The sequence below is a fragment of the Streptomyces sp. NPDC051677 genome (assembly GCF_044453465.1).
Classification (GTDB): domain Bacteria; phylum Actinomycetota; class Actinomycetes; order Streptomycetales; family Streptomycetaceae; genus Streptomyces.
In genome coordinates this window covers 1-21,399 of record NZ_JBITCT010000057.1, presented here as the reverse complement: position 1 = coordinate 21,399, position 21,399 = coordinate 1, and the positions used below count along the sequence as shown (strand labels likewise).

8 protein-coding genes are annotated in these 21,399 nt (G+C 71.2%); 3 read left to right on the top strand and 5 right to left on the bottom strand.

Annotation, left to right across the window (positions count from 1 at the left end):
- Nucleotides 1–103: 103 nt before the first annotated feature.
- The 4 genes from ACIBAF_RS41670 to ACIBAF_RS41655 form a co-directional block, all read right to left on the bottom strand.
- On the bottom strand, nucleotides 104–10,663 hold the full coding sequence (locus ACIBAF_RS41670) for a LamG-like jellyroll fold domain-containing protein (protein ID WP_399470693.1): 10,560 nt from the start codon (nucleotides 10,661–10,663) through the stop codon (nucleotides 104–106).
- A 137-nt stretch (nucleotides 10,664–10,800) separates the two neighbouring features.
- Nucleotides 10,801–12,033: a VWA-like domain-containing protein gene (locus ACIBAF_RS41665; RefSeq protein ID WP_399470691.1), complete on the bottom strand. Its 1,233-nt coding sequence runs from the start codon at nucleotides 12,031–12,033 to the stop codon at nucleotides 10,801–10,803.
- A complete protein-coding gene (locus ACIBAF_RS41660; RefSeq protein WP_399470689.1) occupies nucleotides 12,030–13,283 on the bottom strand; it encodes an AAA family ATPase in 1,254 nt (417 codons plus the stop codon). Before ACIBAF_RS41660 ends, ACIBAF_RS41665 begins: the two co-directional genes overlap by 4 nt.
- A gap of 48 nt (nucleotides 13,284–13,331) precedes the next feature.
- A complete protein-coding gene (locus tag ACIBAF_RS41655) occupies nucleotides 13,332–14,792 on the bottom strand; it encodes a hypothetical protein (RefSeq protein WP_399470687.1) in 1,461 nt (486 codons plus the stop codon).
- 123 nt (nucleotides 14,793–14,915) lie between these two features.
- Between ACIBAF_RS41655 and ACIBAF_RS41650 the strand changes: the two genes are divergently transcribed.
- Nucleotides 14,916–15,269, top strand: coding sequence for a hypothetical protein (locus ACIBAF_RS41650; RefSeq protein WP_399470685.1), 354 nt, complete (start codon nucleotides 14,916–14,918; stop codon nucleotides 15,267–15,269).
- Between the two features lie 107 nt (nucleotides 15,270–15,376).
- Here the strand turns inward: ACIBAF_RS41650 and ACIBAF_RS41645 are convergent, their stop codons facing one another.
- Nucleotides 15,377–18,001, bottom strand: a complete 2,625-nt coding sequence (locus tag ACIBAF_RS41645; RefSeq protein WP_399470683.1) for a glycosyltransferase family 1 protein — start codon at nucleotides 17,999–18,001, stop codon at nucleotides 15,377–15,379.
- A gap of 327 nt (nucleotides 18,002–18,328) precedes the next feature.
- Between ACIBAF_RS41645 and ACIBAF_RS41640 the strand changes: the two genes are divergently transcribed.
- Complete coding sequence (locus ACIBAF_RS41640) at nucleotides 18,329–19,546, top strand: S8 family peptidase (protein ID WP_399470681.1); 1,218 nt, start codon at nucleotides 18,329–18,331, stop codon at nucleotides 19,544–19,546.
- A gap of 174 nt (nucleotides 19,547–19,720) precedes the next feature.
- On the top strand, nucleotides 19,721–21,399 hold a 1,679-nt coding region (locus tag ACIBAF_RS41635), incomplete at its 3' end, for an alpha-1,4-glucan--maltose-1-phosphate maltosyltransferase (protein WP_399470679.1).

The window sequence follows — 21,399 nt, the reverse complement described above, 5'->3', positions numbered from 1 at the left end:
CAGCATGACCCAGTCCGCATCCGGCAACGAATCATGCCTTACGGACCCCAAGACGCCTGTCACCGCGTCTTCGAAATTACGCACCATTCCCATTCCCTGACAATCATTTCGGACAGTTACTCGACCCTGTGATACTTCCACCCGTAGGCGACTGATGCACGACACAATGCTTCATGACACTCGTACTCAAGTCCGCATAATTATACTCGATCTCGGCCGCAATGCCAGAGTTCATGTTCGAGTAGTGCGGATTAATGTACAAGGCGACTTGATGGCCAGCTTCGAGCGAGGCTCTAACATCCTTTTCGACGGTATCTCTGATATACGGGCTGTTCGTGGCCTCGTACTGCGCAACAAGATTACGCAGATCTTTTCCGGAACCGCCCGCCAGTTTCGGCTGAAGATGGCCATTGTTAGCATCGTGCCCCTGGGCCCGGATTTCGGCGTACCCGGGCGGGCGCTTGGAGGACCCGGTACTGGTGCCGGGACCGGGGTGCGCCACCGTCGTCAGATCTTGCTGGTCGATGATCCCGTAGACACCGAGGGCGCGGCATTCCTGACTCTTGCTGAAGTTGTCGTAGTAGCGCTCTCGCGGCATATACGTGACGTGTCCAGTCGGGCTCGTTCCGGGCCCTTCGTCACACTTGTTGTCCTTACGAGTCCGCCAACGGTTGCCGCCTCCCGGCTTCTGGGATGGGTCGGGAAACGGATAGAGCTCCTTCCCTGCATACACGGTGGGCGTGAAGATCGCGAGTGCGGCCAGATCGACCATGGCCTGCGCCGCAACAGTCGCGCTGACTCCCTGCCCAGCAGTCCATATCGCGTCGGTCCACTCCGGTACCGCCTTGGGACGAGTGGGGGCGACAGTGGGGTGGGGCCCGTTGTTGGGGTTCTGGTCGATCGGCGGCTTCGGGGGTGTCGTCGGGCGGGCCGTGCAGGTGCCGTTGCAGCGGTCACTCACAGACGTAGAACCGCCGCCGTAATGTCCGCCTCCCCTCCTCGATGTCGAGCCGCCTCCACCGCTGCTGTAAGCGGACCTCCCGCTGCCGCCGCACTGCGCCGTCCAGGGGTGGCTGTCGCAGAACAGGTCCTTGGTAGAGGCATGGGAGTAGGTGAGATAGCACGGCATGCCCCAGCAGTCGTCGCCGATGCTGTCACTGCCTCCCATGAACGCGGTGAAGAAGACGCCCAGCGGAGACGGCCTCACCAAAGACTCCGCGACGCTCAGATAGTGACCCCAGTCCCAGCTATGCCCAGTGGGATCCGTCCACATCAACGGATTCCCGCCGCCGTACAGGTACCGGTTGCCACGAGAGGACGGCATCGGGTCCAGTTGCCACGTGTCCCGCGACCCAAAAGCCCCCGTCCCCGGCTGGTACCAGCGGGCCGCCATGTTGACGTCCCCGTTCGCCGGGTCCGTCCAGCCGGACTGGTAGCCGACCGCCGGGGTGGAGCCGGTGGTCGCCGTTTCCTTGCCGAAGGGGTCGTACGACGTCGAGCCCGAGACCTGCTTGCCGTCGGCCGTCAGGCCGGCCACCAGGTCGGTGTGCTGGTCGGTCAGGGCCCACTGCTTGGTCGTGCCCGTGGCGAGGGAGAGCAACGAGCCCTCCGGGGTGCGGTTGTAGTCCGTCGTCCCGTCGCTCGCGAGGTTGTTGGAGCCGCCGTCGTAGGTGAAGGCCGTCGAGCCGTGGGTCTGGACTCGGTCCAGGGAGTCGTACGAGTACGTCGTGCCGCCGTCGGTGATCTTGCGTTCGAAGGCGTCGAAGGTGAGCGAACGGGCTGATCCGCCAGCCGTGTTGACCGAAGACAGGGTTCCTCGTGGCGTGTACGTGTACGTCGTCGTGCCGTCCGTCAGTTGGCGGTTGCGGGCGTCGAAGGTCGCCGTCGTCGCGCCCGCCTTGGTGCGGTTGCCTGCCGCGTCCCACTCGTACGCCGTCGTCGCCGTGCCGTCCTTCGTCCACGACGTCATGCGGTTCGCGTAGTCGTAGGCGTAGGCGTTGGTGCCCGCGCCCGCCGTGCCCGTCGTCTGCTTCGACGTCAGGTTGTCGTCCAGGTCGTAGCCGTACGTCGTCGAAGCCACGCCGGTCGTGCCGTCGGGCGAGGCCACCGTGTCCGACTGCACGCGACCCAACGGGTCGTAGCCGTACGTGCGCTTGGCCGTGACCGTCTGGCCGGCGGCGTACTGCTCCACGCTCGGGCGGCCCGCCGCGTCGAAGTCGTACAGGACGTTGTTGCCGGTGATCGAGTCCCGGACGGTGTCGATGCGGCCCGCGGCGTCGTAGGTGTAGTCGGTGGTGCCTGCCGTGGTCGTGCGCTGGGTCATGCTGCCGTCGGCGTTGTAGGCGTAGGCGGAGGCGCCGCCCGGGCCTTCGGCGGTGAGCAGCGCGCCTCGGTCGTTGTACGTGTAGGTGTTGCGGGTCAGGGCGTCCGCCGTGCCGATCGCCGTCAGGCGGCCGGTCAGGTCGTACTCCAGGGTGCGGGTCGCCGTTGCGGCCTCCGCTCCGCTGCCCGTCTCCCTCGTCAGGCGGCCGAGGCCGTCATACGTGCGGTCGCGCTTCACGCCGCCCGGCAGGAGTTCGGTCACCGCCTGGCCGGCCTTGTCGTAGGCGGTCGTCCAGATGCGGTCGGACGCGTTCGGGTGCGCCGGTGTGATCGGCTCGATCGTCGACTCGGGCAGGCCCCAGGCGTTGAAGGTGTAGTCGGTCTCCTTGTCGCGGCCGTCCGTCATCCTGGTCCGGTTGCCCGCCGCGTCGTAGCCGAACGTGGTGGTGATCGACTCGGTCGCGGAGACCGGTTCGGTCTGCCTCCGCAGTCGGCTCAGCGCGTCGTACACGAACGTGGTGCGGGCGTTGGTCCGCGCGGAGACGGCGGCCGTGCGGTTGCCTTCCGCGTCGTACTCGGCGGTCGCCGTGCGCAGCGCCGTCGCACCCGTGCCGTAGTCGGCGGTCCCTGTGACGTCACCGAGGGCGTCGTAGGCCACCGTGGTGCGGCGGTTGGTCGCGTCCGTCGTCTCCGTCTGGCGGCCCAGGCCGTCGTAGTCGACCTTGGTCGTTCCGGCCGGGTCCGTCACCGTCTTCGGCTCACCGGCCGCGTCGTACGTGCTCGTCGTGCTGATGCCGGACGGCGTCGTCGACTTGGTCTGGTTGCTCGCGTCGTCCCAGGTGTAACGGCTGACCAGGTTGGCGGTGCTCGGGTAGCGCTCGACGGTCGTCGCCGTCAGCTGCCTGCCCAGTTCGTCGTACGTCGCCTCGGTGCGCGCGCCCATCGGGTCGGTGACCGAGAGCTGGAGGCCGGTGGGAGTCCAGGTGGTGCGGGTGACCCCGCCGCCGTCCGTGCTCGCGGGGTTGAGCAGGTCCGGGTCGGTCTCCGCGGCCACCGCCGTGGCGGCATCGGCTACCGGGTCCGTCTGGGTCGTCAGCTGACCGAACTGGTCGTATGCGTAGCGGGTGACGCGGCCCAACGGGTCCGTCGCCGTCTGCGGAAGGCCGAGCGCCGTGTATGTCGTTCGTGCGGTCGCCGTCAGGGCGGTGGTGCTGCCCGGCGGGGTGTAGTCGGGGAGGGTGACCGCGGTGGTGCGGCCGAGGCTGTCGACCTCGGTGCGTGTCACATTGCCGCGGGCGTCCTTCGTCTCGGTCGCCTCGCCGAACGTGTTGTAACCGGTCAGGGTGGTCGGCCTGAGCGTGACCCACTCTTCGCCCTTCTCCTCGGTCTGGACGGCCGGGGCGGACTGCTGCACCGGGCGGCCCAGGGCGTCGTAGCGGAAGGTGGTCGTGAACGCTGCCGGGTCCGCGCCCGTGACGTTGCCGCGCGGGCTGACCGACGTCAGCGGCAGGCCACGGTCGTCGTAGGTGCCGGTGGTGACGTGGGTCGTGGTGCCGTCCGTGAGCGTCTGCTTGGTGACGTTGCCCGCCGCGTCGTACTCGGAGGTCGTGGTGAGTTTCTTGGTCCCCGAGATGGTCTGCGTCTGCTCCTTCACGCGGTCGTCGCCGTCGTACGTGTACGTGGCCGTGCGGTTCAGGCCGGACGGATCAAGGGCGCTGGTGAGGGTGCGGCCCAGGGCGTCCACCGTGAACGTCTGGGTGGTCGTGCCGCCGCCGGTGACCTGCTGGGTGAGGTTGCCCGCCGGGTCGTAGACGTCGGACTCCAGCACGATGTCGTGCCGGCTGCCGTCGGCCTGGGTGACCTGCTGGGCGGTGGTGGTGGCCGCGAGGCCGTCGTCGTAGTAGGTGTACGCGGTCGTCGCGCCCATCGCGTCGGTCGTGGACGCCAGGCGGCCGACCGGGTCGTAGGCGTTGGAGACCACGGTCAGGTCCCGCGTGCTGCCGGACGGGTCGCCCGTCCAGTCGTCGAGGACCGTCGTGGCGTGCTGACCACGCGCGGTGTACGTGTACGTGTAGTGCGTGCCCGCCGCGTCGGTCATGCCGACGGCCCGGCCGAGTTCGTCGTGCTCGTAGCGGGTGGTGTTCTGCTCGGCGTCCGTGGCGCTGTCGTTGAGGCCGTGCGCGTCGTAGGTGTAGGCCGTGGCCCGCTCGGCGTCACCGCCGGTGGTGTCCTTGGTCGACTCCGAGAGCAGGTTGCCGTCCTCGTCGTAGGCGCGGCCGATCACGGCGGTGTGCGTGATGCCGGTGATCTCGTTCGTGACGCCGGCGCCGGTCTCGGTGACGACGTGCGAGGCGGCGTCGTAGCCGTAGGCCGTGGTGACACCGGCCGGGAAGGTGTCGGAGACCTGCTTCTCGGCGGTCTTCCGGCCGAGCCCGTCGTAGGTGTACGAGGTCACCAGGCCCGAAGGCGACGTCACCTCGGCCAGGTCACCGCCCGCGTAGTAGCGGTACGACGTCCTCGCGCCGCCCGGTGTGGTCTGCGTCAGGACCAGGCCGGCCGGTGCCGTGCCGCCGCCCACCGCGGTCTCGGTGCCCGCGGTGTACGTCGTGGTGGCGGCGGAGGAGTCCGCGCGGGTCACGGTGGTGGGCAGGCCGAGCGCGTTGTAGGCGTACTGGGTGCGGTAGCGGCTGTCCTTGTAGTCGGTCGAGCGCTGGTCGCTGCGGGTCAGCGGTTTGTCGTTGCGGGGGTCGAGCGGGTCGCTCGCGTTGAGGTAGTACGAGGAGAAGCTGGTCCAGCAGGAGTCGGCGTCCCGGCAGGTCGTGCTCGACACGACGTTGCCGCGCGCGTCATGGCCGGTGACGGTGGCGTGGCCGCCTGGGTCGGTGACCGTGTGGAGATTGCCGGCGGAGTCGTAGGCGTACGAGGTGACCGCGCCCGTGGCGTCCTTCGCCGCGACCGTGCGCTGGCCGCGCAGGGCGTCGTAGCTGGTGGTGCTGGTGTGCTGCTGCGGGTCGGTGACCGTCAAGGTGGAGGTCAGGCCCGAGTCGGCGGCCTCGGCCTGGGCCCGGTAGTGGGCGGAGACCTGGTCTGCCGTCAGCGTGCCGCGGTACAGGGCCGCTTCGTCGAGCTGGCCGTTGAAGTAGTAGGTGGCGGCGGCCAGGTCCATCCAGCCGCCGTTGGCGTAGCCGCCGCCGAGGTAGGCGTAGGTGCGGCTCTGGTCGGCGACCGCGCCGGTGATCGAGCCCAGCTTCACACCATCCAGGTAAAGGCTCTGGGTGGTGCTCGCCGCCGTCAGGACCACGTGATGCCATTCGCCGTCGGTGACCGCCGTCGGCGAGGTGACGGGCGTGGCGGACGCGCCGCCGGACAGGTAGAAACGCCCGCGCAGCTTGCCCGCGCCGTCGACGTTCAGCACCGGTAGCGCCGAGGTGGGCGTCTGGCCGACGGGCGCGTTCTGGAAGGCGAGCAGGACGCCGGACGCGGTGGTGGTGCGGAACCACAGCTCGGCGGTCAGGTCCGTGGTGCCGGCGAGAGTCGAGGCGGGCAGCTGCACCGTGCCGCCACCGCCGAGCTTCACCGAACGATCGTCGCCCGAGCCGAAGACGCCTGTCTGGTCGAGCTTCGAGGCAGCGCCGCTGTCGGGGCGGAAGGTGGCACTCATGCCGGGGCCGCCGACCTCGCTGCCCAGTCCGGTGCCTTCGTCCTCGCCGAGTCGCCAGTAGGCGGCGGGCGCGTCGGCGAGGGCGACGCCGTCGTACTGGTCGCCGCGTCCGGTGACCAGACTGCGGCGGGCCTGGATGTGCTGGTTGGGGGCGTCCGTCTGGCCCGCGGCCACCGGGACGTACTTCCACACACCCGAGGTCTGCGTGAACGTCACGAGCGGCTTGTCATAGAAGGCGACCTCGTCGATCTGGCCGGTGAAGTCGCGGTAGCCGGACGCCTGGCCGTCCCAGCCGGTCGACGAGTAGCCGCCGCCGACGAACAAGTGGGAGTAGCGGTCCGCTGGAACGCCGGTGGCGGTGCTGCCCTGGAGGTCGCCGTCCACGAACAGCGCCTGCATGCCCACGTTGCCGGTGAGCAGGACGTGGTGCCACTTGTCGTCGGTGACGGCCTCCTTCGACAGCAGGCTGCTCCCGGAGCCCGACAGTCTGCCGCGCAGCTTGCCCGCGGCGTCGATCAGCAGCATGGGCCGCCAGCCGGTGGGGGTGTCGCCGAAGTCTGCGTCCTGGTTGCTGACCAGCACCCCCGGACCGGCGGTCTTGAACCACAGTTCCAGCGACATCGCCGTGTTGACGCCCAGCGACTCGACGGGCATCTCCACCGCGCCGTCGCCGGTGAAGCTCGCGGCGGTGTCGTCGCCGTCGGCGAAGACGCCCGCGCTGCCCAGGCGGGTGCCGTCCAGGTAGCTGCCGGCGAGGTCCTCGCCGAGCGGGCTCGCGGCCTCGGCTCCCCCACGCTCGCCCAGACGCCAGTAACCGGTGGGGCCGCTGCGCTGGATGGTGTCCGCGTAGGAGGAGGACGAGGTCGAGTAGGCGGGCGCCGACACCTTCCAGGTGCCGCCGTTGTCATCGGTGTGCTCGGTGAGTCGACCGCTGACGGTGTCGTACGTCGCGGTGGCGTGCAGGCGGCCGGAGGGCAGCGTGACCTTCGTCAGCTGGCCGACCGCGGACCGTGCGGCGTAGTGCTCGGCGATCGTGGCGGGGTCCAGGGTGTGGTCGTAGAAGGCGACTTCGTCCAGCTGGCCCTTGAACGGGTACCAGGCCGCGGCCATGTCCATCCAGCCGCCGTTGGCGTAACCGGCGCCGAGGAAGGCGTACTCACGGGACTGGTCGGCGATGACGCCGCTGATCGAGCCGAGTTTCACGCCGTCCAGGTAGAGGCTCTGGGTGTTGGCGGCGGCCGTCAGCACCGCGTGGTGCCAGTTACCGTCGGTGACCGCCTGCGGTGAGGTGATGGGGACTGCGGAGGCCCCGCCGGACAGGTAGAACCGCCCGCGCAGCTTGCCGGCGCCGTCGACATTGAGGACCGGCAGCGCCGTGGTGGGCTTCTCACCCACGTCGGCGTTCTGGAAGCCGACGAGGACCCCGGCGGCCGTGGTGGTCTTGAACCAGACCTCGATGGTCGGGAAGGCGGACGTCTTCAGCGTGTCCGCGGGCAGTTCGACGACCGAGTCGACGCCGTCGAAACCCGCGGAGGTGTCCGTGGTGCCCGCGATCGCCGAGTCGGCGCCGAGCTGCGTGTCACGGTGCACGGCGTCGTTCAGACCGGTGCGCGACACGGCCTCGCTGGCCGCCACCGAACCCTCGGCCTCGCCGAGACGCCAGTAGGACGTGGGGGACGAGTCCAGGACCCCGCTTCGGTAGACCGAGCCGGTGGCGTACTCGTACACCGTGCACTTGGTCGTCGACGTCGGCGGGCACACCCGCGTCAGTTGGTCACCGGTGTAGGCGTACGACCAGGTCAGGCCCGGTGCGTTCGCGTCGATGGCGCTGGTGGTGACGGTGGTGACGTGCTGTCCGGTCCAGCCGAACGACAGGGAGCGGCCCGACAGGTCGTCGGTCACCTTCTTCACCGGGCCGCCGGTCGCCGTCTCATGCGTGATGGTCTGGCTGCGGCCCGCCACATCGCTGATCTTGGTGAAAACGCCGCTCGCCAGGAAGCGGTAGGTGGCGCCGGAACGTTCCCGCAGAACCCAGTCGGTGGACTGGCGGGCCAGGGTGAGCGAGCCGCCGGACGGACCGGTGTAGGTGCCGTCGGCGTTCTTGCCGAACCTCGCCTGTGAGCCGTCGGACAGGGTGACGAGGACGGACGCGGTGGCCGTCTCCTCCCTCAGCTGCATGTCCCAGCGCGTGGACCAGCCGGTGCCGAACGCGCCGCCGGTGCGCGGGTCCAGGGAGTTGTACGTCCGGGTCAGCGAGAGCTCGGGGCCCACGGTGGTCAGCGCCGCGTCGGTCGCGGCCGTGACGTAGTTGCCCTCACGGGTGCCGATCTCCTTGCCCTCGTCAGCGCCGCCGAGGTGGCTGGTCACGGCGGGCTGCGGAACCTGAGTGGTCAGCAGGGCCGCGCCGGGACGCGTCGAGGTGGCGGAGCCGTCGTAGGCGTACCCGTACCAGGCGTACGTCTTGTCCCACGAGAGCCAGCCGGACGGCACCGCCCACTGCTGTTCACTGCCCCGCGTACCGGTCTTGCAGTTCTTGCGCAGGTTGCTGCCCTCGACCTCGCAGACCTCGAAGGAGTACTGCAGGGCGGCCGTCGGGTAGCGGTCCGCGTCGGCGCCCCTGGCCCACAGGGTCGGGGTGAGGGTGTTCACCGTGATGCCGCTGCCGGGCGACTCCGCCGTGAGCTGCGGCGGGATGTTCACCGCGGAGAGCTTGACCGCCGCCCCCGGCACGCCGGCAGCGGTGAAACGACTGACGCCGACCTCCTCCATCGTCCACTGCACGGTGTAGGTGGCGGGGGTCAGCGGGGCGATCTTCGCGTCCAGGGTGACGGACTCGCCGGGCGAGATGGCCTGCGGCATCGCCGTCCAGCGGATCTTCGCGCTGTCGGTGATCTCCTTGCCGGCCGCGTCGAACAGGTTGTACCGCAGCTTGTAGGCGCCGCCGGCGGGCCAGGTCGTCTGCCCCTGGTTGGTGACGGTGACCTTCTCGACGCCCTCGGTGGTGGCGGTGACCGGCGCGGTGAAGTCGCCGAGCGAGTAGGCGGCGCCGTACTTGGTCCAGGTGACGTCCAGGCTGGGCTTGCCGTTCGGGTAGTCGTCGGAGCCGAACTGCTTCCAGCTCTTGGAGTCGGTGGCGGACGCCTTCACCGCCAGGCCGTAGTTGTTCTTCCGGGCGTGGGTCCAGTCGTCGACCAGCTTTCGGCCTGCCGCGCCGAGCTTGATGGTCTCCCAGGCGGCGCCGCAGGACCACGTCGTGGTGCCCTCTGGGCGCCAGCCGTGCGCGAAGCTCTTCGACGCGAGCGACGCACCGGTGGAGGGGCCGGGCCACTTGGAGGTCGTGGACTCGGCCCAGTTCGAGGTGATCGGGTGCACGGTCACCGGCCGGGCGGTGCACGACTGCGACCAGGTGTTGTAGAGCGCGAGGTTGGCGCTGATCACCCAGGCGTTCTTCAGGGTGGTCTCCAGCCCCGCGAAGCGCAGGAACGCCGAGGCCTTGTGGCTGCCGCCGTCGTACGTGCCCGCCTTCAGCACCGTGTCCGAGGCGAAGTTGGTGGTGTACGGGTACTCGACGTACGTGCCGGAGGTCGCCTCGACGGACTTCACCGACGGGTCGACGCGTACGGGGAAGACCCGCTCGGGCGAGGACAGCCAGGCCTTGTCGAGCGTGACGACGAGGACTTGCCGGCCGTCCTCCACGGTCAGGCTGTAGCTGACGCCGGAGGAGATCACGCCCTCGTTGGAGTCGGGGGCGAGGTTCGAGTCCTGCATCCAGCCGGCCGGCGTCCAGGCGCGAACGGCGCCCTCGGCGTCGGTGAACACCACGTTGCCGTGCTCGTCAAGCGCTGCCGTGAGTCCTTGCAGCTGAAGCGGGAAGCGCCACTCGGTGGGCGCGGCGGCGTCCTTGAGGACGAGGGTTTCCTTGACCGAGTCGCTGCCCGCGAGGAACTCCACGTCCGAGTGGGGGCGCGCGTTCTCGTAGGTGAGGGTGCTGTCCTCGGCCTGCCCGGTGACGGGGTGGGCGTCGTCCACGCCATAGCCGACGGAGACACCGTCGTCGACCTGCATCCGCACCACCGGGTCGGCGTCGGCCGTTCCGGCGAACTCGATCGGCGCCTCGGTCGAACCGGTCTCCCAGCCCTCCTCGCCCACGCTCATCGTGCTGGGACCCGACGAATCCTGGGGCGCCAGCGTCGTGTCGATGGGCTTCCAGCCGCCGTCCTTCGCCCGGAAGTTGACCGGCTCGGTGTAGAAGCGGGTGGTGTACGTGCCGTCCGGGTTGAGGTAGGTGCGCTCGCGCTCCGCGCGCTCGCCTGCCACTTCCTTGCTGCGCTTGGCGTCGAAGCCCTGGGGGGTCGCGGCTCCGGGCGCCGCCACCTCGACGACCGGGCCGGGCTCGGGCGTACGCCCGGTGCTCGGCAGGCGGGTGACGCCGTCGGCCTGCTCGGCGGGCAGTTCGCCCCGGCCGGTGAGGGCCCCGTCGCGCCCGCCCTTCGCGGCGGCGTCCGTCGCGTTCTCGGACGCGGTGTGGCTGCGCCCGGCGGCGGAACCCCACCGCTGGTCTGGGGCCGCTCCGGAGCCGACGGGCGCGGACTGGCCTACGGCGAGGGCGACTTGCTCGGTCCCGGCCAGCACGGCCAGGACGAAGACAACGACAAGAACCAGCGAACGTGCCGGACGCACGGAATCCCCCACCCCAAAAGATCACGAGTGGGGAAGTTCTAAATGATCTCCAAACAAAAGCACAAGATGTTCACACGGTTCCCTCAAGTGAAGTGAAAATGCTCACACGACATTCACCACGGAACGCCATCACCCGGTCACCCGATCTCCACCACCCGCGCCCAAACAGGCGGTGAATCCGGTACGTACTCGGGATCGTCCTCGTCGTACGACGGGCTGCGGGGGAACAGGCCCACCACCGTGCGGCAGGGTGGGCGGGTGCTCGGCCAGGGGGTTTGGCCGTCGGTGAGGGCGACGACGACGTCGGGGCGGGGGCGGGCGCGCAGGGCTCTGGTGAAGCCCTCGCGCAGGTCCGTGCCGCCGCCGCCCAGCAGGGGGATGCCCTCGCCCCGGCACAGGGGGTGCACGAGGTGGGCCGCCGCGTCGCAGGGCACCACGGTGACCATGTCGCGTCGGCCGCCCACGGCCCGGGAGATCGCGGCGACCTCGAGGATCGCGCTGCCCAGTTCGGCGTCGCTGACCGACCCGGAGGTGTCGATGACCACGCTCACCCGGGGCGGTCTGCGGCGCAGGCTCGGCAGCACCGCGCCCGGGACGCTCGCCGAGCGGCGCGACGGACGGCCGTAGGAGTAGTCCTCGCCCGCGCCCGGGGCGGACGCCGCCGAGCGGACCGCCGCGCCCAGCAACTCCCGCCAGGGCTGCGGTGGATGGAACGCCTCCTCCGCCCACCGCTGCCATCCGGCCGGCGCGGTGCCCCGGCGGGCGGAGATGCCCTGCGCGACGCGGAAGCGGACCGCGTCGCGTTCCTGTTCGCTCAGGCCGTGTGCGCCGTCCGGGCCCAGGTCCCACTCCCGTTCCCGGCCGTCGGCGCCGCTGCCGCAGTCCAGCCAGGCCAGGTCCTGCGTCTGCAGCCCGAGCCTGAACTGGCGCAGGTAGTCCTCCATCAGCTCGCCCGGCCGCAGCCCGAGGAACTCCGGTGTGACGGCGCCCTCGGGCTGGACCAGCCCGTCCCCGAACGCGTCGTCGTTGATCTCGCAGTCGGCGGCGATGTTCATCCGCAGCCATTCGCCGGGGCCGCTCAGCCCGCGCTCCCGGGCGACCCGCTCACTGCGCCCGTGGTGGTCGCGCAGCAGGTGGGACACCTCGTGCACCCACACCCCGGCCAGCTCCTCGACCGGCGTGCGGTCCACGAACGCCGGTGAGACGTAGCAGCGCCAGTGCCGATCCACGCCCATGGTCGGCACCCGCCGCGACTCCACGACGTGCAGGGCGAACAACGCCGTCGCCAGGTAGGGCCGGGCCCGGGCGGCCTGCAGCCGGGCCGCGAAGAGCTTGTCGAGGTCCAGGGGCCTCGGTTCGCCGGGGCTCATCGGCCGGCCTGCGCGACGGCCGCGGTCCGGGACGCGGCGCGATCCGCCGCCTGGTCGGCCCGCCGGGACAGGGTCACCACTCCCGCGAGCTTCTCGATCGACGCCGGTACGTCCCAGTCCTCCCGGCGCAGCGAGGCGAGGGTCGTCGCGGGGACGACCACCAGGTCCGGGGCGCCGGTCTCCAGTGCCCGGACGAGGAGGCTCCACGCCGCGTCCCAGCGGGACTTGTCGGGGCGGGTGCGGACGGCGGCCACCACTGCGTCCAGCACGGCCTGGCGCAGGTCGCCGCGCTCGGGCAGGTCGGCGCCCGCCGGGTCGGCGAGCAGCGTCTCGGGGTCCGGGAGGTCCATCCGGTCCAGGCTCGCCAGCAGCTCCAGCCCGGGGCCGTCGCCGACCGCGCCCCTGACCAGCAGCGACAGTACGTCGCGGGAGGAGCCGGCCGCCGTCGCGAAGGCGATCAGGGTCAGCGTCATCTCCCAACTGCGGGGCGACGGCCAGGCTCCGCCCCGGCGCGCCTCGCTGCTGGGCAGCTGGTGCACGAGTTTGGGGCGGGCGGCGAGCAGCCCGCACACCGCGCGCCGCGCGAAGTCCACGGCGTCGGCCAGCTTCGCCGGGTCGAGCCGGGGCAGGGTCGCCCGGGGCCAGGTGCCGCCGAGTCCGCGTACGACGACCTCGTGGTCGTGGATCCACTGGAGGTGCACGAACCGGTTGGCCAGCGGCGGGCTCAGTTCCCAGCCGTCGGCCGCCGAGCCCCGCGGGTTGGCGGCGGCCACGATGCGCACCCCGGGCGGCAGCGTCAGCGCCCCGATCCGTCGCTCCAACACCAGCCGGAGCAGGGCCGCCTGCACGGCGGGCGGGGCGGTGGACAGCTCGTCCAGGAACAGCAGCCCCCGCCCGGCGCGCACCAACCGCACCGCCCAGTCCGGCGGGGCCATCGGGACGCCCTGTTCGGCCGGATCGTCCCCGACGACGGGCAGGCCCGAGAAGTCGGACGGCTCGTGCACGCTGGCGATCACCGTGGTCAGCGGCAGGTCCAGCGTCTGAGCGAGCTGGGTCAGCGCCGCGGTCTTGCCGATCCCCGGCTCACCCCACAGCAGTACGGGCAGGTCGGCGGCCACGGCCAGCGTCAGGGCCTCCAGCTGGCTGTCGGGGCGCGGCTCGGTGGCGGCGTCGCGCAGCAGGGTCAACAACTCGCCCGCCACGTCGAGTTGGTTGGAAGATACCGGGATGAAAGGGGTGCCTGTGGGCATGTGTGATCACCTTTGGGTGCGTAGTCGAAAGAGAGAAAGCTCGGAAGGTCAGCGGCGGGTGCCGTGGCGTGGGTGCTCGCGCATACGAAGGGGACGACGACGGTCCTGGCCGGGCCCGGGACCGATCAGGCCGGCCCGGAACAGTCCGTAGGTGATCCGTCGTCGAGCCGCCGCTTCCAGTTCGTCCCGCAACGCGCCGTCGCGCAGCACCGCGTCGGGGCCCAGCAGCCCCTCCACCACGGCCAGCGCGCCCGCGATGTCGCCGTGGACCAGGCGTTCGCGTACGCCGGCGAGGCAGTCCGGACGCCGGTGCGCCGCGTCGACGGCCTGGAGACAGGGCAGCGGAGTGCCGGTCAGCGCGGCCAGCAGTTCCTCGCGCCGGATCTCGGCCGGATCATGGTCCAACGGGGCCAGCACGCCGTCGACCAGGCCGATGCGGTGCGTCGCTCCCCGGCAGTCCACGAACCGGGCCCGTCCCGCCCGGTCGGGAAGCGGGCTCGGACCGGATGCCGCGTACTCCGGTACGAGGCAGTCCGGTACGACGTGCTCCGGTACGACGTGCTCCGGTACGAGCGCCGAGGCGACCAGCGGATGCAGGCGCTCGGCCTCGATGGCTCCCGTACGGAGCAACTCCAGGTCGGGCAGCGCCCAGGTCGCCGCGTCGGGCAGAACGGGCAGCGCGGAGACGCAGCCCGACGGACTCCGCAGGACGGGCGCCCCCGCTGCGCCCTCGGCCGGATCGAGCACCAGCCGCCGCCCGGCCCCGAACCGCACGAGAACGGAACCCGTGGTCCGGCCCTCCGCCCGCAGCACGATCCCCGCCTCGGCCGCCCACCGGTCCACGGCACAGCCGAGCTCCGACAGTTCCGGGGCCCGGGCCGCCGTCGGCGGAGGCGGATCGTCTCCAGGCGGCGGACGATCCGCCCCGCACCGGGCCCGCAGCTCACCCGCCCTGCGCGCATCCCACAGATGACGGTGCAGATCGAGCCGGAACCGTCGGTTGGGACGCGGATGCGGATGGCGGGAGCCACCAGCCCCCGAGCCGCTCGCCCCCGAGCCAGTCGTCCCCGAGTCGGACGACGCGTCCCACAGCGCGAGGCTGATCCGCTGCCCGGCATCCGCCCACGCAGGCGGCGTCCGCACCACGAGATGCACCGGACGTACGCCGCCCGGCCCCCGCCCCACAGCCTCGTACCGGGCGAGGGACACCGTCAGACCGGGCCGCAGCAGCCCGTCGGGAGCGATCCTCGGCAGGTGCCAGCGCAACAGGTCGGGTGCCAGGTGGCGGAGATCCGCCCGGACTCGGGCCGCGAGTTCCTGGCCGTGCTCACGTGCCACGGCCCGCAGATTGAAGTCGACGTCGATGCCTGCGGCGGCGCACGCCCCCGCCCAGTCCCCGGCATGCCGGCGGGCGGTCGCAGTCTCGATCATGGAGGCCGGCACGGCGAACTCGCGCACGCGCAGCCAGAAGGAAAGCCGGGAATCCTCGTTCGCGGTGTGAGTGAGCATCAGCACTCACCTTGCGCGGACGGGTCCCCCGATCTGACACGAGAAGGAGTAGTCATCACGGGGATCGTAGCCCTCCGACACTGATCTGCCCACCGGATATTCGGCACGTCGACCGCAGCGCTCGTGATCGTCAAGGGCAGCGGAGACGGCTCGCCGCTCAATCCTGTCAGCGGGAACGGCGGAAGCAGCACCGCGATGTTCCTGTGGAACAAGTCCACCGGCGAACTCGACCTGTGGGAGAACCTGGCCGTCGACCCCGACACCGGCAGCCTCACGTACACCGCCTATCCGGTCGCCACCGGGTGGAACACCGGAGCCGCTCTGAACCTTCAGGCCGCCGATGCCAACGGCGACGGCGTACCCGACCTGTGGGCTGTCTCCGAAGGCGGGACGGTCACGACCAACCTGTTCACCGGCCTGTCCAGCACAGCCCCGGCCACTCTGACGAGTTTCGCCGAGACCCTCAGCACCGATTGACGCAGCACCGGTTGACGCAGCACCGGTTGACGCAGCACCGGTTGACGCAGCACCGGTTGACGCGCGAGGGGCGCCGGCGATCTCTCGTCGGCGCCCCAGCGGACCGGTTACCGCAACACCACTCCCGTCCCCTCCACCGCCTCCTGCGACGGCACCTCCAGGAGGCCCAGTTCCGCGCCCGACGCCAGTAGGCGGTGGGCCGGGAGGATGCGGACCGTGTAGCCGAAGGGGCCCGTGCGGTCCAGGGAGAGGGGGCCCTCGTACACCCACCTGCCCTCCAGGTCGGGGCCGCCCGCCGGTTTCAGCGGGACCGTCGAGGCGTCCGTGATGCGGTCCTCCTCGTCGACCCGGCCCGAGACGGCCTGGACCTCGACGTCGTCGGGGGCGAGGTCGCCGAGGCCGACGCGGACCCGTAGCGCGAGGGTCGTGCCGAGTTCGGCGGTCGCGGTGGCCACCGACGTCTCGACGTGGTCGACGGTCACCGCGTGCCAGGCCGAGCGCACCCGCTGCTTCCAGGCGGCGAGTTCGCGCGCGGTGTCGGGGGCCATCGTCCGGTGCGCGTGGGCGGCCGGGGTGTAGAGGCGTTCGACGTACTCGCGGACCATGCGTCCGGCCAGCACCTTCGGGCCGAGCAGGGTGAGGGTCTGGCGGACCATCTCGATCCAGCGGTCGGGCAGGCCCGCCCGGCCGCGTTCGTAGAAACGGGGGGCGATGCGCTGTTCGAGGAGGTCGTAGAGGGCCGCCGCCTCGATGTCGTCGCGGTGGTCGGGGTCGGTGCCGGCGCCGTCCGCGGTGGGGATCGCCCAGCCGAAGTCGGGCTGGAACCATTCGTCCCACCAGCCGTCCAGGACGGAGAGGTTGAGGCAGCCGTTGAGGGCCGCCTTCATGCCGCTGGTCCCGCACGCCTCCAGCGGCCGCAGCGGGTTGTTCAGCCAGATGTCGCAGCCGGGGTACAGCTTCTGCGCCATCGCCATGCCGTAGTCGGGGAGGAAGACGATGCGGTGGCGGACCCGTGGGTCGTCCGTGAACCGGACGAGTTCCTGGACGAGGCGTTTGCCGCCGTCGTCCGCCGGGTGCGCCTTGCCCGCCACCACGATCTGGATCGGCCGGTCGGCGTGCAGCAGCAGGTCCATCAGACGGTCGCGGTCCCTCAGCATCAGCGTCAGGCGCTTGTACGAGGGGACGCGGCGCGCGAAGCCGATGGTGAGGACGTCCGGGTCCAGGACGCCGTCGATCCAGCCCAACTCGGCCGTGCCCGCGCCGCGTTGACGCCAGGAGGCCCGCAGCCGCCGCCGTACCTCCACCACCAGTTGCTCGCGCAGGTCGCGGCGCAGGTCCCAGATGTCCTGGTCGGAGATGTCGGCGACGGCGTCCCAGCGGTCGGAGCCGCCGACGCTCAGGGCGTCCTCGGCGCGCTCGCTGCCGATCTGGCGGGCGCCGAGCCGCAGCACCTCCGGGGCGACCCAGGTCGGGGCGTGCACGCCGTTGGTGACGGAGGTGATCGGCACCTCGTCGGGGTCGAAGCCGGGCCACAGGCCGGCGAACATCCCCCTGCTCACCTGGCCGTGGAGCAGGGAGACGCCGTTCGCGCGCTGCGCCAGCCGCAGGCCCATCACGGCCATGTTGAAGAGGTTCGGCTCGCCGCCCGGGTACGTCTCCATGCCGAGGCGCAGGATGCGGTCGACGTCCATGCGCGGGAGTTCGGCGTCGGGGCCGAAGTGGCGGGCGACCAGCTCGCGGTCGAAGCGGTCGATGCCGGCCGGGACGGGGGTGTGGGTGGTGAAGACGGTCCCGGCGCGGACTGCTTCCAGCGCGGGGTCGAAGTCCAGTCCCGTGTCGGCGAGTTCGGCGATCCGCTCCAGGCCGAGGAAGCCCGCGTGGCCCTCGTTGGTGTGGAAGACCTCGGGTCCGGGGTGACCGGTGAGGCGGCAGTATGTGCGCACGGCCCGGACACCCCCTATGCCGAGCAGCATCTCCTGGAGCAGCCGGTGCTCGCTGCCGCCGCCGTAGAGCCGGTCGGTCACCCCGCGTTCGCCGAGGCCGTTCTCCTCGATGTCGGAGTCGAGCATGAGCAGCGGGACCCGGCCGACCTGGGCCAGCCAGAGGCGGGCGTGGAGCTGTTTGCCGGCCGGGAGGGCGAGGGAGATCCGCGCGGGGGCGCCGTCGTCCTCCCTCAGGAGGGTCACGGGCAGCTCGTTGGGGTCGAGGACGGGGTAGTGCTCCTGCTGCCAGCCGTCCCGGGAGAGGGTCTGGCGGAAGTAGCCGTGCCGGTAGAGGAGTCCCACGCCGATCAGCGGCACGCCCAGGTCACTGGCGGCCTTCAGGTGGTCGCCGGCGAGGATGCCGAGGCCGCCGGAGTACTGGGGCAGGGCGGCCGTGATGCCGAACTCGGGTGAGAAGTAGGCGACGGCGGCGGGGAGTCCGGCGGTGTCGGGCTGGGCCTGGTACCAGCGGTCGCCGGTCATGTAGTCGTGCAGGTCGTCGGCGGCGGCGGTGAGCCGGCGCAGGAAACGGCGGTCCTCGGCGAGTTCGGCGAGGCGTGCGGGGCGCACGTTGCCGAGGAGTCTGACCGGGTCGCCGTCGGAGACGGCCCAGCGCTCGGGGTCGACGGACTGGAACAGGTCGCGGGTCTCCGCGTGCCAGGACCAGCGCAGGTTGCGGGCCAGGTCGCTGAGCGGGCGGAGGGGTTCGGGGAGGAGGGGTCGGACGGTGAATCGACGGATCGCCTTCACATTCCACCTCGGCGTGGCGCGTTCGCTGGATGGGCGCACGGCGGTGTGCGTCCACGTCTGTGGAAAAAGGTACCGGCGTCGGTGTCGGCCTTGCTGGGGGCTGGCCGCCCCCGCACCCCTGACTTTTCGGCCCGGACGGCCTCGGCCTCAGTCTCCGTACGGGTTGAAGCACCCGGACTCGGCGCCGGCCGGGCACTTTGCAACGGGCCGAAAACCCTGTTTCTCCGCCGGAGGCCACCTTGTGGCGGTTCGCGCCCCGAGAGAGGCTGCCCAGTGGCGTGCCCGGCGAAGCCGGGGTGCGTCGAGTCGAGGAGGGGAACGCGAACCATGGCTCGGACGCGTATGAGGCGTCTGCGCCGGGTGGGGGGCCTGATCGCGGTTGCCACGACCGTGGTGCTGTCGGCCGTCGCCCTGCCCGCGCACGCCGCACCGGAGGGGAAGATACTCGGCGCCGGTCTGCCCGGCTCCGTCGGCGGAAGTTACCTCGTGACGCTGAAGGGGGACACACCCGCGTCGCCGGAGGACGGGCGACGGCTTGCCCGGACGTACGGGGCGAGAATCAGCCAGACCTACGGCACGGTCCTCAACGGGTTCGCCGTCGAGGCCGACGAGAGACAGGCTCGGCGGCTCGCGGCCGACCCGCGCGTGGCGTCCGTCGTCCAGGACACCCGCGTGACACTGGACGTCGCGGGGGACGCCGTCGGGAAGAACCCGCCGTCCTGGGGGCTGGACCGGGTCGACCAGCCGAGCCGGCCGCTGGACGGCGGTTACCGCTGGCCGAGGTCCGCGGGCGCGGGCGTCACCGTGTACGTGATCGACACCGGCATCCGGATCACGCACGACGACTTCGGCGGCCGGGCGAGTTACGGCTGGGACTTCGTCGGCGGTGACGGCGTCGCCGCCGACGGCAACGGACACGGCACGCACGTCGCCGGCACCGTCGCGGGCACGGCCCTGGGCGTCGCGAAGAAGGCCAAGGTGGTCGCGGTGCGGGTGCTCGACAACACCGGTGCGGGCACCACCGCGCAGGCCATCGCGGGCATCGACTGGGTCACCCGGCATGCGCACAAGCCGGCGGTCGCCAACCTCAGCCTGGGCGGCGGGTACAACGCGGCGCTGGACGCCGCCGTGCGCACCTCCATCCGGTCCGGCGTCACCTACACGATCGCCGCGGGCAACGCGGGGCAGCCGGCCGCCCTGCACTCCCCCGCCGACGTGCGGGAGGCCATCACGGTCGGCGCCACCGACAGCGTTGACGCCAGGGCGGGCTTCTCCAACTACGGTTCGGCCCTGGACCTGTTCGCGCCGGGCGTGTCGATCACCTCCGCGTCGTACACGAGCGACACGGGCCGGGTCGCCTACTCCGGTACGTCGACGGCGTCGCCGCACGCGGCGGGCGCGGCCGCGCTCTATCTCGCCGACCATCCGAAAGCGACGCCGGCGACGGTCTCCAAAGCGTTGGTCGCGAGGGCCGTGAGCGGGAAGGTGTCCGGTCGGGGGGCCGGTTCGCCGGACAAACTCCTGCAGGTCCTCCCGGCCGGGTAACGGGGTCTCAAAACCGGTCTCGTTCCCCTCGAACGAGGCCGGTCTTGTGTGTAGACATACGCGTGAGTAGTTAACAAAGTGCCGGATTGCACACCCGAACAGGGTGGGAAGGCTCCCTCGGTACACGACCCCACATCCATCCGCCCACCCTCGTTGATGCGGACAGGAGCGGTCATGCCCGCCACGCACCACTCGTCAGCACCCCCGACACCCCGCACCAGGGCGACACCCGCCCCCGAAACAACGGACGCGCTCCCCACACCGGAAGCGCTCACCGCGCCCCCCGCGCGCCCCGCCGAAACCGCCTCCTCGGACGAAGTCGCCGACACCGCCGTCGGGCGCATACCGGTCCTCGACGTCCGCCCGCTGGTCCAGCAGGGCCGCCGGCCCGCCAAGGCGGTCGCCGGTGAGACGTTCCAGGTGTCGGCGACCGTGTTCCGGGAGGGACACGACGCCGTCGCCGCCAATGTGGTCCTCAAGGGCCCGGACGGCGCCCCGGGCCCGTGGACGCCGATGCGCGAACTCGCCCCCGGCAGCGACCGCTGGGGCGCGGACGTCACGCCGGACACCACCGGCCGCTGGACGTACACCGTGGAGGCGTGGGGGGACCCGGTCGCCACCTGGCGGCAGCACGCCCGCATCAAGATCCCCGCGGGGATGGACACGGAGCTGGTCCTCGAAGAGGGCGCCCGGCTGTACGAGCGGGCGGCCGCCGGAGTGCCGCAGGGGCCGGACCGGAGGGTGGTGCTGGGCGCGGTCGACGCCCTGCGCGACGCGTACCGTCCGGCCGCCTCCCGGCTGGCGGCGGCGCTGACGCCTGAGGTCGAAGCCGTCCTCGGCCGTCATCCGCTGCGCGATCTGGTCACCGCCGCCGAGCCGTTGCCGCTGCTGGTGGAGCGGGAGCGGGCGCTGTACGGCGCGTGGTACGAGTTCTTCCCGCGCTCCGAGGGCACCCTGGAGCACCCGCACGGCACCTTCCGCACCGCCGCGCGCAGGCTTCCCGCGATCGCCGCGATGGGCTTCGACGTCGTCTATCTGCCGCCGATTCATCCCATCGGCACGACGTTCCGCAAGGGCCGCAACAACACCCTCGACCCCGGCCCGGACGATGTGGGCGTGCCCTGGGCGATCGGCTCGCCCGAGGGCGGCCATGACGCCGTCCATCCGGACCTGGGCACGATCGAGGACTTCGCCTGGTTCGTGGAGCGGGCGGCGGACCACGGGCTGGAGATCGCCCTCGACTTCGCCCTGCAGTGCTCCCCCGACCACCCCTGGGTGCAGAAACACCCCGAGTGGTTCCACCACCGGCCGGACGGGACGATCGCGTACGCCGAGAACCCGCCGAAGAAGTACCAGGACATCTACCCGATCGCCTTCGACGCCGACCTGGACGGGCTCGTCGCCGAGACCGTCCGGGTGCTCAGGCACTGGATGTCGTACGGGGTGCGGATCTTCCGCGTCGACAACCCGCACACCAAGCCGGTCGTGTTCTGGGAGCGGGTCATCGCGGAGGTCAACGGCAGCGACCCCGACGTGATCTTCCTGGCCGAGGCCTTCACCCGGCCCGCGATGATGCACACGCTCGGCCAGATCGGCTTCCAGCAGTCGTACACCTACTTCACCTGGCGCAACACGAAGCAGGAACTGACGGAGTACCTCACCGAGCTGTCGGGCGAGTCGGCCTCGTACATGCGGCCCAACCTGTTCGCCAACACGCCCGACATCCTGCACGCCTACCTCCAGCACGGCGGCCGGCCGGCCTTCGAGGCGCGCGCCGTCCTCGCCGCCACCCTCTCCCCGACCTGGGGCATCTACAGCGGCTACGAGCTCTGCGAGAACACACCGCTGAAGGA

Bases quoted from the DNA above. Each gene is read 5' to 3' on its own strand.
- ACIBAF_RS41665 (WP_399470691.1), bottom strand. From the start codon at position 12,033: ATGAGCCCCGGCGAACCGAGGCCCCTGGACCTCGACAAGCTCTTCGCG.
- ACIBAF_RS41660 (WP_399470689.1), bottom strand. From the start codon at position 13,283: ATGCCCACAGGCACCCCTTTCATCCCGGTATCTTCCAACCAACTCGAC.
- ACIBAF_RS41655 (WP_399470687.1), bottom strand. From the start codon at position 14,792: ATGCTCACTCACACCGCGAACGAGGATTCCCGGCTTTCCTTCTGGCTG.
- ACIBAF_RS41640 (WP_399470681.1), top strand. From the start codon at position 18,329: ATGGCTCGGACGCGTATGAGGCGTCTGCGCCGGGTGGGGGGCCTGATC.